Below are 13,524 nucleotides of genomic sequence, written 5' to 3' on the forward strand. Positions count from 1 at the left end.
CCGCTGGCGCGCCGGCTGGCCGCGCAATGGCATGTGGACCTGCTGGGCGTGACGGGCACCGGCCCGCACGGCCGCATCGTGCGTCGCGACGTCGAAGCCGCGCGCGACCGCGCGCCGGTTGCTGCCGCGCCGTCGGCCGGCCGCCCCGCCGCCCGCCGCGTGCCGCACACCGGCATGCGCCGCGCCATCGCCCGCCGCCTGACCGAAAGCAAGCAGAACGTGCCGCATTTTTACCTGTCGGTGGATTGCCGCATGGATGCGCTGCTGGCCCTGCGTGCGCAAGCCAATCAAGGTGGCGCGGTGAAGCTGTCGGTGAACGACTTCATCGTGCGCGCCGCGGCGCTGGCGCTGCGCGAAGTGCCGGAAGTGAACGTCAGCTGGCACGAAGACGCCATCGAATACCACGCCGGCGCCGACATTTCGGTAGCGGTCGCGACCGACGGCGGCCTGGTCACGCCCATCGTGCGCGACGCGGACGTGAAGCCGCTTTCCGCCATCGCGGGCGAAATCGTCGAGCTGGCCGGACGCGCCAAGATCAACCGATTGAAGCCCGAAGAATTCACTGGCGGCTCGCTGACGGTCAGCAACCTGGGCATGTACGGCATCAGTCAGTTCGCCGCCATCATCAATCCGCCCCAGGCCGCCATCCTGGCCGTGGGCGCGGCCGAACGCCGCCCGGTTGTGAATGAGGCCGGCGAACTCGTCGCCGCCACCGTCATGACCGTGACGCTGTCGGCGGACCATCGCGCAGTCGACGGCGCCGTCGGCGCGCGCTGGCTGGCTGCGTTGCGCACGCTGATCGAAAACCCCGTGCGCATCCTGCTGTGAGCCCGACGATGACGAAGACCGTGTTTGACCTTATCGTCGTCGGCGGCGGCCCCGGCGGCTACGTCGCCGCCATCCGCGGCGCTCAGCTGGGCATGTCGGTTGCGCTGGTAGAGCGCGCCGAACTGGGCGGCATCTGCCTGAACTGGGGCTGCATTCCCACCAAGGCGCTGCTGCATAGCGCCACCGTATTGCGCGCCTGCCGCGAAGCCGCGCACTACGGCGTGACGGGCGCGGGCGATGCCCGGCCCGATCTGGCGGCAATGGTGGCCCGGTCCCGCAAAGTCGCGGGCCGCCTGGGCCAGGGCGTGGCCCACCTGATGAAGAAAAACGGTGTCACCGTGTTCGCCGCCAGCGCCACGCTGGCGGGGTCGGGCCGGCTTGCGCTGGACATCGGCGCCACGCTGTCGGCCAAGCACATCATCCTGGCCACCGGCGCGCGCGCCCGCGAACTGCCGGCGCTGCCGGTGGGCGAACGCATCTGGGCCTACCGCCAGGCCCTGGCGCCGACTGAGATCCCGAAGTCGCTGCTGGTGGTCGGCGCCGGCGCGATCGGCGCGGAGTTCGCCAGCTTCTACCGCGCCATCGGCGCCGACGTCACCCTGATCGACATGACGCCGGAAATCCTGCCGCAAGAAGACGTCGAGATCTCGCAATTGGCGCGCAAGGCGTTCGAAAAGCAAGGCATCCGCGTCCTGACGCAATGCGCCGTCACGGCGTCCTCGCCCACGGCAACAGGCGTCAAGGTGACGCTGGCGCAGCAAGGCAAGAAGACAGATGTTGAAGTGGACCGCGTCATCGTCGCCGCCGGCATCGTCGGCAACGTCGAGAACCTGGGCCTGGAGAAGACCCGCGTCATCGTCGAAAAGACCCACATCGTCACCGACGCCCAATGCCGCACCGGCGAACCGGGCGTCTACGCCATCGGCGACGTGGCCGGCGCCCCGTGGCTTGCCCACAAGGCCAGCCACGAAGCCGTGCTGTGCGTCGAAGCCATCGCGGGCCTGCCCACCCACGCCCTAGACCCGCTGCGCATCCCGGCCTGCACGTACTCCTACCCGCAAGTCGCCAGCATCGGCATGACCGAGGCCCGCGCCCGCGAACACGCCAAACAGTCCGGCGGCGAGATCCGCGTCGGCAAGTTCACCTTCGCCGGCAACGGCAAGGCGATCGCGATGGGCGAAGACCAGGGCCTGGTGAAGACGGTGTTCGACGCCAAGTCCGGGGAACTGCTGGGCGCGCACATCATCCATCCGGAAGCGTCCGAGCTGATCACGGGCTACGGGGTGGCGGCGTCGCTGGAAGCAACCGAAGAGGACCTGATGCACACCGTGTTCGCGCACCCGACCTTGTCGGAAACACTGCATGAATCGGTGTTGTCGGCGTTTGGACGAACGTTGCACGCCTAGCGCGCCAAGATGGGTTGCGCATCGCAACCCATCGCCCTACACGCGCCCGGCAAAGAAATCCAGGAAGCAGGCAATGCGCCGCGACAACTGCGTGTTGCGGTGATACACCGCATGCATCGGCTGTAGATAGTCGCTGTACACGCTTTCCATCACCTTCACCAGCCGCCCCGCCGCGATGTCTTCGCGCACCACGAAGTCCGACAGGCACGCGATCCCCACGCCGCGCAGCGCCAGCTGCCGCTGCGTCTCGCCGCTGGAGGTCGCGAGCGTCGGCGTCGCCAGATAACTGGATCCGCCCGCATGCTTGAGCGGCCACACGTTCAGGCTCTCGGGATGCGTGAACCCCAACACCTCATGCTCCGCCAAGTCCTCCACCGTCTCCGGCGCCCCGCGCCGCGCGATGTACTCGGGACTGGCCATCATCCACCGCGGCGCCGGCCGCAACGGCCGCGCGTGCAAGGTCGAGTCCGTCAACGGCCCCATGCGGATCGCAATATCGGTGCGATGCTCCATCAGGTCCACAATACGATCATTGCTGGTGAGTTCCAGCATGATCTCGGGATACTCGCGCCGGAAATCGCCCACGTGCGGGACCACGCAATGCAACATCACCGGCACCGCGGCATCCACCCGCAAACGCCCCGCCGGCCGCTGATGCACCATCCGCATGCATTCCTCGGCCTCTTCCAGCGCCGCCACGATCTGCCGCGCCTTGGGAAGAAAATGAGCGCCTTCTTCGGTCAATTCCATCCGCCGGGTTGTCCGGTTCAAGAGAATGACGCCCAGCTCGTCTTCAAGCCGCGACAGGCCCCGGCTGACGCCTGATGCGGTCTGTCCGAGCATTTCTGCCGCCGCGCTCATGGAGCCGGCATCGACGACGCCCAGGAACAGGCGCAGCGCTTCGGAATTCAGGGACATGGGAGCTCCAGGCAGGGTCCAGGAATTTTATCGGGGTTTTCTTGTGGTGGGCGGGGTGATGGTTCTTGAGACGCACGACGCGGTGAGGCCCTGGGATGCGCGGGTCAACGATTGCGGTCCGGAGCCTTCGCTCCGGACTTCCCCTTCGTCATCTTCGTCCAGGCCTACGGCCTTCCCTTCAGATTCCCTCGGGCTGATCGACTCCCCACGCACCCCAGGGCCTCACCGCGTCGTGCTCCAACGTGTGCAATCTGGCGTCACCCGAGACGGTCTGTGTTCTTAGGGTTCTAGCCCCGAGTCGGGGGTAATGGAAGATCTTGCGGGGCTTGCCCCCGGCCGGCCGCGCGGGCGGCCTTTGGGAGCTTCCACAGTATCTTGCGGGCGGCGATGCCGCGTAGCGCGCAACGCGAAAAACACTCCCCCACCCGCGCGCAAGCGACCACCGCACGACGCCCCGCGGATGCGTAGGCCGAATGCGGCCGCCCGCGCGGCCGCTTGAGGCGGGCGTCGCAAATCTCGTCAGTAAACAGGGATCCAGCAGCGCATCGAGCCAAGACAGCTCCAGCCCGTCGGCGGGGTCGGGCTGATGGCGCGCAACCTTGATGCGCCCGAGGGAATCTGAAGGCAGCGGCCATAGGCCGCAACGAAGATGACAACGGGGTAGTCCGGAGCGAAGGCTCCGGACCGCAATCGTGGGCGCGCGCCATCAGCCCGACCCCGCCGACGGGCGACCTACGAAGCCGCCGGCCGCCAGCCGCCAACTACGCCCCAGCAACACAAAAAAAAGCGACGCCAAAAGCGTCGCCTTTTTCACACTCCAAGCAATCAGGCAATCACCGCTTGCCCTTCTGCTTCAGCTGCGACAAATCCCGAACCGCGCCGCGATCCGCCGACGTCGCCAACGCGGCATAAGCCTGCAACGCCAACGACACGACCCGCTCGCGACCCACCGGCTCCCAGCCGTCCGCGCGCGCATCCATCGCCGCGCGGCGACGCGCCAGTTCTTCGTCGGACACGGCCAGGTGCATCTTGCGCTTCGGGATATCGATCTCGATCACATCGCCTTCTTCCACCAGGCCGATCGTGCCGCCTTCGGCCGCTTCCGGCGACGCATGCCCGATCACCAGACCCGACGAACCGCCCGAAAAACGACCGTCCGTGAACAGCGCGCACGTCTTGCCCAAGCCCTTGGACTTCAGGTACGACGTCGGATACAGCATCTCTTGCATGCCCGGACCGCCCTTCGGGCCTTCGTAGCGGATCACCACCACGTCGCCCGCCACGATCTTGTCGCCCAGGATGCCTTCCACCGCGTCGTCCTGGCTTTCGAACACGCGCGCACGGCCCGTAAAGACCCATTGCGACTCGTCCACGCCGGCCGTCTTCACAATGCAACCCTTCTCGGCCAGATTGCCGTACAGCACAGCCAGGCCACCGTCCTTCGAGTAGGCGTTTTCCTTGCTGCGGATGCAGCCGGTCTTGCGGTCCGTATCCAGGGTCAGGAACGTCGCGTCCTGGCTAAAAGCTACCGTCGTCGGGATGCCGCCAGGCGCCGCGCGGTAGAACTTCTGCGCGTCTTCGCCGGCCTCGCCCGCCACGTCCCACTTCTGGATCGCATTGCCCAGCGTGCCGCTGTGCACGTTGCCGCAGGACAGGTCCAGCAGGTCGGCGCGCGCCAGTTCACCCAGGATGCCCAGGATGCCGCCTGCGCGGTGCACGTCTTCGATGTGGTACTTGTCGGTGGCGGGCGCCGCCTTGCACAGGCAGGGCACCTTGCGCGAAATGCGGTCGATGTCGGCCATGGTGAAATCCACGCCCGCTTCCTGCGCCGCGGCCAGCAGGTGCAGCACGGTATTGGTCGAACCGCCCATCGCCACGTCCAGCGCCATCGCGTTCTGGAAAGCGCTCTTCGTCGCGATGCTGCGCGGCAGGACCGATTCGTCTTCTTCCACGTAGTAGCGGCGGCACAGGTCCACGACCAGGCGGCCGGCTTGCTCGAACAATCCCTTGCGCCACGCGTGCGTGGCCACGATCGTGCCGTTGCCCGGCAACGCCAGGCCGATGGCTTCAGTCAGACAGTTCATCGAGTTGGCGGTGAACATGCCGGAACAGGAGCCGCACGTCGGGCATGCGCTGCGTTCCACTTCGGCCACTTCCGCGTCCGACACCTTCGGGTCGGCCGCCTTGATCATGGCGTCGATCAGGTCGATCTTGGCGATCACCTTGCCGTCGGTCGGCGACTTGACCTTGCCCGCTTCCATCGGGCCGCCGGACACGAACACGACCGGGATGTTCAGGCGCATCGCGGCCATCAGCATCCCAGGGGTGATCTTGTCGCAGTTCGAGATGCAGACCATGGCGTCGGCGCAATGCGCGTTCACCATGTACTCCACCGAGTCGGCGATCAGTTCGCGCGACGGCAGCGAATACAGCATGCCGCCGTGGCCCATGGCGATGCCGTCATCGACGGCGATCGTGTTGAATTCCTTGGCGACGCCGCCCGCGGCTTCGATCTCTTTGGCGACCAGCGCGCCCAGGTCGCGCAGGTGCACGTGGCCCGGCACGAACTGCGTGAACGAGTTCACTACCGCGATGATCGGCTTGCCGAAATCGCCGTCCTTCATGCCGGTGGCGCGCCACAGGGCGCGGGCGCCGGCCATGTTGCGGCCGTGGGTCGATGTGCGGGAACGGTAGTGCGGCATGATTTGTCTCGAGTGCTGTTAGCGTGGCGGCAAAACGGTAAATAATACGCTGGTTCCGGGCGGTGCTGCCCGGGAGCCGCGCCTGGGACGCTTCGTGGCCATCAGGCGGACGCGCCGCCCCGGGCCGCAAACGCGCTGGGCGACTCGCCCACGGCGCGCCGGAACATCGCTGCAAACGCGCTGGGGCTGTCGTAGCCCAGGTCCAGCGCCACGTCCAGCACGCGCGCGCCGCGCGCCAGCCGTTCCATGGCGGCCAGCAGACGCGCCTGCTGGCGCCAGCGCCCGAAGGTCATGCCCGTGTGGCGCAGAAACAGGCGGTGCACCGTCTTGGGGTCCACCCCCAATTCCCGCGCCCAGTCCGCCGCCCCGGCCTGGCGCTCGGGATGGCGCACGATGGCGCGGCAGATGCGGGCCAGCCGCGGCTCGGAAGGTTGCGGCAAGTGCAGCGGCAGCACAGGTTCCTGGCGCAGTTCGTCCAGCAGCAGCATCATCAGCCGGCCGTCGCGCGTGTCGGGCGCCCAATCCAGCGGCACCTCGGCAGCGGCCACCATCAATTCGCGCAACAGGGGCGAAATGGACAGCACGCAGCATTGTTCGGGCAGATGCGCCGCGGCTCCCGGCTCGACGAACACGGTGCGCATGCGGGGTTCGCCGCTCATGCGGATGCCGTGCGGCACCCAGGCCGGCACCCAGACGCCGCGCGTGGGCGGCACGATCCAGATGCCGGCATCGGTATCCACCACCATCACGCCGGAGATCGCATAGAGCAACTGCCCCCGGCGGTGCCGGTGCCGCCGCACGCGGTGGCCGTCCTCGTAATCCACCGCCAGCCCCGCGACCGGGCGCTGCGACGACTCGTACGGGAACAGGTCCAGGTCGGCGGGAGAGCGCGATTTGCCGGCGGAAGGAGGCGAGAGGATGTCCATTTTGCGACGATCGATGTCTTGATAGCGTTAGACGGTCTTTTCCAGTGTACCTACCATCCCCGAATCCCTGCTGAATCCGCTCACACCCCCATGCCCTTGCCGTTCGCCCTCTCCGCCACCCGCGCCGCACTTGCGGCCGCCGGGCTTGGCTGCGCGAACGCCGCAACCGTCCTACCCCTGCGACTAGCGCGCGGTTGCCGGGCCATGCGCCCCGTGGCCGCCCGGCAGCCCGGGGCCCGCTGACGGGCCCTGAAGCCACCTCCCCGATTGCTTTGCCGTCGCCGCGCGATGCGGCCACGGCGTTCTGATGCCGCGGCGCCCGCTCGCGGCCGGAGGTTTCCATGCTTGAACAACCCCAGCACAAGTACCGTCCCACCCAACCCTTCACCCGCGATTACGCGGAACGCACCTGGCCCTCGCGCCGCCTGCTGGCGCCGCCTGTCTGGATGAGCACCGACATGCGCGACGGCAATCAGGCGCTGATCGAACCCATGGACGGCGCGCGCAAACTGCGCATGTTCGAGCAACTGGTGGCGGTAGGCGTCAAGGAAATCGAAGTGGCGTTCCCCTCGGCGTCGGATACCGACTTCAACTTCGTGCGCAAGCTGATCGAAGAGCGCCGCATACCGCAAGACGTGACGATCGAAGTGCTGACGCAGTCGCGCCCGGACCTGATCGAACGCACCTTTGAATCGTTGCGCGGCGCGCCGCGCGCCATCGTGCACCTGTATGCGCCCATCGCGCCGCAATGGCGGCGCATCGTCTTCGGCATGACGCGCGCCGAGGTCAAGGAGATCGCCCTGGCCGGCACCCGCCAGATCCGGGCGCTGGCCAACGCCCGCCCCGAGACGGAATGGATTTACGAGTACTCGCCGGAAACGTTCAGCCTGGCCGAGCTGGATTTCTCACTGGAGGTCTGCGATGCGGTCTGCGCCATCTGGGGTCCCACGCCCGACCGCAAGATGATCGTCAACCTGCCGTCCACGGTGGAGTGCACGACGGCCAACGTATATGCCGACCAGATCGAATGGATGCACCGCCATCTGGCACGCCGCGACAGCATCGTGCTGAGCGTGCATCCGCACAATGACCGCGGCACCGCCGTCGCCTCGGCCGAACTGGCGGTGCTGGCCGGCGCCGACCGGGTGGAAGGCTGCCTGTTCGGCAACGGTGAACGCACGGGCAATGTGGACCTGGTGACCTTGGCCATGAACCTGGACCTGCATGGCGTGCACAGCGGCCTGGACTTCTCGGACATGGCCGCCGTGCGCGAATGCGTCCAGCAGTGCAACCAGCTTCCGGTGGATGTGTTCCACCCCTACGCGTTCACGCATGCAACGCCAGCAGCGCCTCCTGCAGGTGGCGCAACCCCCGGCTAAGCGGCTTGTCGCGGCGAAGCACGATGGCCAGGTCGCGCGACAGGCGCGGCGTCAGCGAACGCACGGCCAGCGCAGCGCGCTGGCCCGCGCCCGACACGGCAAGCTTGGGCAACACCGCGCAGCCCAGGCCCGCCGCCACGATTTCCTTCATGGCCTCCGTGCTGCCCAATTCCATGACGGGCTTGGCCGCCACCCCTGCCGCCTCGAACCAGTCGTCCACCAGCCGGCGCGTGCGCGCACCGGGTTCGAACAGCACCAGCGGCAGCCCCGCCAGCGACTGGGGCGTCACGACATCGGGGATCGCGCCAGACTCTTGGGCGGGAAAGATCGCCACGAACTCGTCTTCCATCACCGGATTGACCTGGAACATGCGGCCCGGCGCGGGCAAGGTGACCAAGGCCATGTCCAGCGTGTTGTTCTCCAGCCCGCGCAGCATGTCCGACGTGTTGCCGGTACTGGCCACGATATCCAGCGCGGGAAAGCGGCGGCGCAGGTCGGCCAGCACGGAAGGCAGCAGATACGTGCACGCGGTGGCGCCCGTGCCCAGCCGGATCCGCCCGGAGACCTGGGACGCATGGGCGGACATGGCCTGCTCGGCCTGCGCCAGCGCGGCATCGATGACGTGGATGTGGGTCAGCAGTTCCAGCCCCGCGGCGGTCGGGCCGGCGCGGCGGCCGATGCGCTCGACCAGCTTGACGCCGAAGCGCCGCTCCAGCTGGCGGATCTGCAGGCTGACGGCAGGTTGGGTCACGCCTCCGCGCTCTGCGGCCGCGGAAAAACTGCCTAGTTCGACCACCTGGGCAAACGTGCGCAGATGGTCAAGGTTCAAGCCACGCATCTGATGAATCCAAAGTTTTACTTATGAAAACCATAATAATCCAAAGCTTTATTAATGCATGACGTTGCGCGACACTGGCGGCTGGCTTTTCCCCGTCACCGAACCACCCGTCCTTTCATGTCGCCCACCCTGCCCACCGTCCTGATCCGCGACAGCGCGGACGCGGACCTGCCCGCCATCAAGACCCTGTACGCCCACCACGTCGAACACGGCACCGCCTCGTTCGAACTGGAACCGCCCTCCATCGCCGAGATGCGCCAACGCCGCGGCAGCGTGCTGGAAAAGGAAATGCCCTACCTGGTGGCCGAGATCAATGGTGAAGTGGTGGGCTACGCCTACGTCACCCCTTACCGCCCGCGCCCGGCCTATCGCCATACGGTCGAGGATTCGGTGTACGTGAAAGCCGGCCGCGCCGGCCTGGGCATCGGCGGCAAGCTGCTTGCCGCGCTGATCGAACGCTGCACCGCCGCCGGCTGGCGCCAGATGCTGGCCGTCGTGGGCGACAGCCGCAATGCCGCGTCCCTCGCCCTGCACGCCAGCCAGGGGTTCCACCCGGTGGGGACCCTGCGGTCCGTCGGGCACAAGCATGGCGAATGGCGCGACACCGTACTGATGCAGCGCGCCTTGGGCGAAGGCGACGCCACGCCGCCGCAGCGGCCGTGATCCCGCCGCGCGCCATCGTCTGCCTGGGCCTGACCCAGCTGGTCGGCTGGGGCGTGACGTTCTATCTGATCGGCGCCCTGGGTCCGGCCATGGCGGCCGATCTGGGCTGGAACGCCGCCACCGTCTACGGCGGCTTCTCCGCCGCCATCGTGACGATGGCGCTGGTATCGCCGCTGGCCGGCATGGCGGTGGACCGCTGGGGCGGACATCGGGTCATGCCTGTCGGCGCGGTCGTCGCCGCGGCCGGTTGCGCCTTGCTGGCTGCCTCCCACGCCGTTGCCGCGTATTTCGTGGCATGGGTGCTGCTGGGCATCGGGATGCGCCTGTGCCTGTACGACGCGGCCTTCGCGTCGCTGGCCCGCGCGGCCGGGCCCACCGCGCGCCGCCCCATGTCGCAGATCACGCTGTTCGGCGGCCTGGCCTCGACCGTGATGTGGCCCGTCGGCCATGCGCTGTCCGCCTGGCTGGGATGGCGCGGCGCCGTCCTCGTCTATGCCGCGTTCGCCCTGGCCACGCTGCCGCTGTATCTGGCGATGCCGCGCAAGCGGTACGCCGCCCCCGCCACCGCCGCCAGCAAACACGCCGCGGGCCTGACACGCACCGCCCATGAACGCCGCCTGGCCGGTACGCTGTACGCGGTCATTGCGATGCTGACCAACTTCCTGGCCGCCGGCAACGCCGCCCACCTGATCTCGTTGCTGTCGGGCCTGGGCCTGGCTACCGCCGCTGCCGTGAGTGTGGCGGCCCTGTGGGGCGTCGGCCAATTCGCCGCCCGCGTGGCCGACGTGGCCCTGGGGTCGAGGTTGCACCCGCTGACGCTTACGCTGGCCGTCAGCGGCCTGTTCCCGCTTTGCTTTCTGCTGGCCTTGCTGTCCCGGGGCAACCTCTACGCCACCGCCGCCTACGCCCTGCTCTATGGCGCCTGCAACGGCCTGATGACGATCACCCGCGGCACGCTGCCGCTGGCCCTGTTCGATTTCCGCAGCTATGGCGCGCTGGTCGGCGCCCTGCTGATCCCCAGCTTCCTGCTGACGGCCACGGCGCCGGTGGCCTATGCCTATGTGATTGAGCGGTGCAGCGCGCAGGCCGCGATGGGGATGTCTGCGGGATTGGCCGCGGCCATTCTGGCGGCGGCATTCGCGCTCCGGTGGCGCTTTATCGCCCGGGTTCGGGCATGACTGCGGCGTGGTGCGCCCGCTGCCCGGCCAATGCGCGGGCGAACTCCTCGCCGGAGGCGGGTTTGAAGAACAGCAAGCCCTGCATCAATTCACACTCGGCATCCAGCGCGGCCTGACGGTGCGCAGCGGTTTCGATGCCGTCAGCCACGGTCGTGATGCCCAGGTCTTTCGCCAATTGGCAGATGGAGCGCAACACCTTATGGGAATCCGAATGACGCGCGGCATTCCAGACTATGGATTTCTCCAGCTTCAAGCCAGACAGGGGCAGCGTCGATAGCCATTCCAGGTTGTTGTAGCCCTTGCCGAAATCGTCCAGCCAGACCTGGACCCCCAGGCTCGTGAACTCTCCCAGGACAGCGCGCATGTCGGCCGAGTCGACCTGGGACGTGGTCTCTTCGGTGATTTCCAGGCGAAGATCCCGCGGTGAAAGGCCATGAGAGAACACCCCAAGCAGAATCGCCTCCACGACGTCCCGGCGAACGAAGCTCTGGGGAGAGACATTGATGTTGACGACGGTGCCAAGGCCGGTGCCGATCTGCCGCCAACGGGCCTGGTCGGCAGAAATTGTCCGAAGTCCCCAGCCCACCAGTTCGCGCGCGGCCGCTGACCGGCAGGCGTCCCGCAGCAAGCCTTCGACGTCCGCGCCCATCCCGCTGGCATCCTTCCACGCGAGCGTCGCTTCTGCGCCGGCGATCTCCTGCGTGTGCGCCAAGACGATAGGCTGATAAAGGAATTGCAGCCGCTCGTCCTGGATCGCCGTCAGCAGTGGATACTCAGGATCTTCAGGCTCGCGGAGGGGTGGCCGGATGATGGCGGGCGGGGATGCCTGCTGCCTCGCGCCGTCCACGCGCAGTTCGGCCGAGAACGAGTACCCTTTGCCCCGCATGCTGCGTATGGGGATGGATGCGCCTGCGACATTGCCCTTGCGCTTGAGCCGGCTGACGATCAAATCCAGCGACCGGCCATTGCCCGCGACGTCCTCGCTTTCGATCGCGAAGTCGCCTCGCCCCACCATTTTTTCAGGGTGCCCGATCATGGTTTTCATGATCGTCCTTTCCATCGGCGTCAAGCTGACGCCAACGCCTGCCGGCGAGGTCAGCGTCCATTCATTGTCGACAAGCCGCCAGGCTTTTTCCTCGGCCGCGGGACTTGCCACGGCTTGCCCGGCGGGGGGCTCCGTCCGGCGCGCCGCTTGGCCGGCCGGCGCATAGGTAAGCGTGAGCTTGCGCTGCGCAGACTGGATAGCGGCGGCGACTTCGCTATAGCTGATGTTGGTGCCGTAGCAACTATCCGCCCCGGCCAGCAGCGCATTGATCCGCACGGTGGGGCTTTCGATGTCGCGTATTGCGATGATCGTGGAGTTCAGGAAATTGGCCCGCAACTGCCCGATGGTGATGTCCAGGTCCCGCGGCAGGCACAAGTGCACCAGGATCTCGCCGGACAGGCGATTCGGAGAGGCATCCAGCAGGGAGACGGGGTTCAGAATAAAACCGATTTGCTCGAGGGAATTGGAAATGCCCCGTTTTGCAAATTCGTTGTCAAAAACGAGAATAATCCGCGACCGATTCATATTGATTAAGCCCTGATTAATAATGCCGTTCCATCGAACGGTATCGAAATGTGTGGATGCATTTCCATACCTGGAACAGAGTCGCAAAAAAAGGGGGCTGAATACGGAAAGGGCGACTTTAAGTCAATTTTTATTGAATATTTTTCATATTTCTATGAGAAAAATTCAAGATATCAAAATAAACCTCAGCGATCTGCGAAATATTGCGATACGCGTCATCCCGATAAGGCGCGGAATTCCAGTCGGCATCAGGCCTGGGCGGCGGTCCACTTTTCCCAACCTGCCCGGCGCAGCTTGCAGGCCGGGCAGGTGCCGCAGCCGTAGCCCCAGCCGTGACGCGCGCCGCGTTCGCCCAGGTAGCAGGTGTGGCTTTCCTCGACGATGGTTTCAACCAGCGCGTCGCCGCCCAGCGTCTGGGCAAGCGCCCAGGTCTCGGACTTGTCGATCCACATGAGCGGGGTCTCGATGGTGACGCGGCTGCCCAGGCCCAGGCCCAGCGCCACCTGCTGCGCCTTGATCGTGTCATCGCGGCAGTCGGGATAGCCCGAGAAGTCGGTTTCGCACATGCCGCCGACCAGCACGTCCAGTTGGCGGCGGTAGCCCAGCGCAGCGGCCAGCGTCAGGAAAAGCAGATTGCGGCCGGGCACGAAGGTATTCGGCAAGCCGTTAGCCTGCATCTCGATGGCGCGGTCGCTCGTCATGGCGGTATCGCCCACCTGGCCCAGCACCTTCAGGTCCAGCAGGTGGTCTTCGCCCAACCGCGCCGCCCATTGCGGGAAGCGCGCGCGGATGTCGCGCAGCACGTTCAAGCGGGCATCCAGTTCAATGCGGTGCCGCTGGCCGTAATCGAACGCCACCGTTTCCACATGGGCATAGCGGTCCAGCGCCCAGGCCAGGCAAGTCGTGGAGTCCTGGCCGCCCGAAAAGAGGACAAGTGCGCGGCGTTGATGGTTTTGCATAAAGGGGGCTTGTGGAAAGACGAAGGGAATAGGCGAACTTTAACGCAGCCCCCAGGCCTCTCGCGTAAGCAAGCCTGCGTAAAATCGGTTGCGTTTCCCATCCGGTAGTTCTCAGCACCCCGTTTGCCTCCTCTTCCCTTTTCAGCCGCCCGACGGA

11 protein-coding genes are annotated in these 13,524 nt (G+C 66.6%); 5 read left to right on the forward strand and 6 right to left on the reverse strand.

The features are described 5' to 3' along the window. Together ACO6D5_RS01725 and lpdA are read left to right on the forward strand one after the other, a co-directional pair. Positions 1-828: 2-oxo acid dehydrogenase subunit E2 (locus ACO6D5_RS01725; protein WP_485824470.1), on the forward strand; the 828-nt coding region annotated here is incomplete at its 5' end. Between the two features lie 8 nt (positions 829-836). Next, complete coding sequence (lpdA, locus tag ACO6D5_RS01730) at positions 837-2,234, forward strand: dihydrolipoyl dehydrogenase (protein WP_485824471.1); 1,398 nt, start codon at positions 837-839, stop codon at positions 2,232-2,234. A gap of 36 nt (positions 2,235-2,270) precedes the next feature. Here lpdA and ACO6D5_RS01735 read toward each other — a convergent pair whose 3' ends face one another. From ACO6D5_RS01735 to ACO6D5_RS01745, 3 genes are all read right to left on the reverse strand, one after another. Continuing rightward, positions 2,271-3,152, reverse strand: coding sequence for a LysR substrate-binding domain-containing protein (locus ACO6D5_RS01735; protein WP_485824472.1), 882 nt, complete (start codon positions 3,150-3,152; stop codon positions 2,271-2,273). A gap of 833 nt (positions 3,153-3,985) precedes the next feature. Further along, a complete protein-coding gene (ilvD, locus tag ACO6D5_RS01740; protein WP_315526945.1) occupies positions 3,986-5,854 on the reverse strand; it encodes a dihydroxy-acid dehydratase in 1,869 nt (622 codons plus the stop codon). 101 nt (positions 5,855-5,955) lie between these two features. Then, positions 5,956-6,780 carry an AraC family transcriptional regulator gene (locus tag ACO6D5_RS01745; RefSeq protein ID WP_485824473.1) on the reverse strand — a complete coding sequence of 275 codons (825 nt, stop codon included), beginning with the start codon at positions 6,778-6,780 and terminating at the stop codon, positions 5,956-5,958. A 341-nt stretch (positions 6,781-7,121) separates the two neighbouring features. Here ACO6D5_RS01745 and ACO6D5_RS01750 point away from each other — a divergent pair, with 341 nt between their 5' ends. Next, positions 7,122-8,159, forward strand: coding sequence for a 2-isopropylmalate synthase (locus tag ACO6D5_RS01750; protein ID WP_485824474.1), 1,038 nt, complete (start codon positions 7,122-7,124; stop codon positions 8,157-8,159). On the opposite strand, the gene ACO6D5_RS01755 is transcribed toward ACO6D5_RS01750, so the two are convergent. Further along, the gene (locus tag ACO6D5_RS01755) at positions 8,107-8,997 is read right to left on the reverse strand and encodes a LysR family transcriptional regulator (protein WP_485824475.1); all 891 of its coding nucleotides are present in this window, start codon (positions 8,995-8,997) and stop codon (positions 8,107-8,109) included. The genes ACO6D5_RS01750 and ACO6D5_RS01755 overlap by 53 nt on opposite strands. A 117-nt stretch (positions 8,998-9,114) precedes the next feature. On the opposite strand from ACO6D5_RS01755, the gene ACO6D5_RS01760 reads away from it, so the two are divergent. Together ACO6D5_RS01760 and ACO6D5_RS01765 are read left to right on the forward strand one after the other, a co-directional pair. After that, positions 9,115-9,660, forward strand: coding sequence for a GNAT family N-acetyltransferase (locus ACO6D5_RS01760; RefSeq protein ID WP_006227179.1), 546 nt, complete (start codon positions 9,115-9,117; stop codon positions 9,658-9,660). Continuing rightward, positions 9,657-10,838 (forward strand): MFS transporter, encoded by a 1,182-nt coding sequence (locus ACO6D5_RS01765; RefSeq protein WP_485824476.1) that lies wholly within the window; start codon positions 9,657-9,659, stop codon positions 10,836-10,838. The genes ACO6D5_RS01760 and ACO6D5_RS01765 overlap by 4 nt, the downstream gene beginning before the upstream one ends. Here ACO6D5_RS01765 and ACO6D5_RS01770 read toward each other — a convergent pair. Both ACO6D5_RS01770 and queC read right to left on the reverse strand, forming a co-directional pair. Beyond that, on the reverse strand, positions 10,816-12,408 hold the full coding sequence (locus ACO6D5_RS01770) for an EAL domain-containing protein (RefSeq protein WP_485824477.1): 1,593 nt from the start codon (positions 12,406-12,408) through the stop codon (positions 10,816-10,818). The two genes, ACO6D5_RS01765 and ACO6D5_RS01770, sit on opposite strands and share 23 nt — an antisense overlap. Positions 12,409-12,656: 248 nt before the next feature. Continuing rightward, on the reverse strand, positions 12,657-13,367 hold the full coding sequence (queC, locus tag ACO6D5_RS01775; RefSeq protein ID WP_169274144.1) for a 7-cyano-7-deazaguanine synthase QueC: 711 nt from the start codon (positions 13,365-13,367) through the stop codon (positions 12,657-12,659). Positions 13,368-13,524 lie beyond the last annotated feature (157 nt).

The organism is Achromobacter sp. (assembly GCF_057314935.1).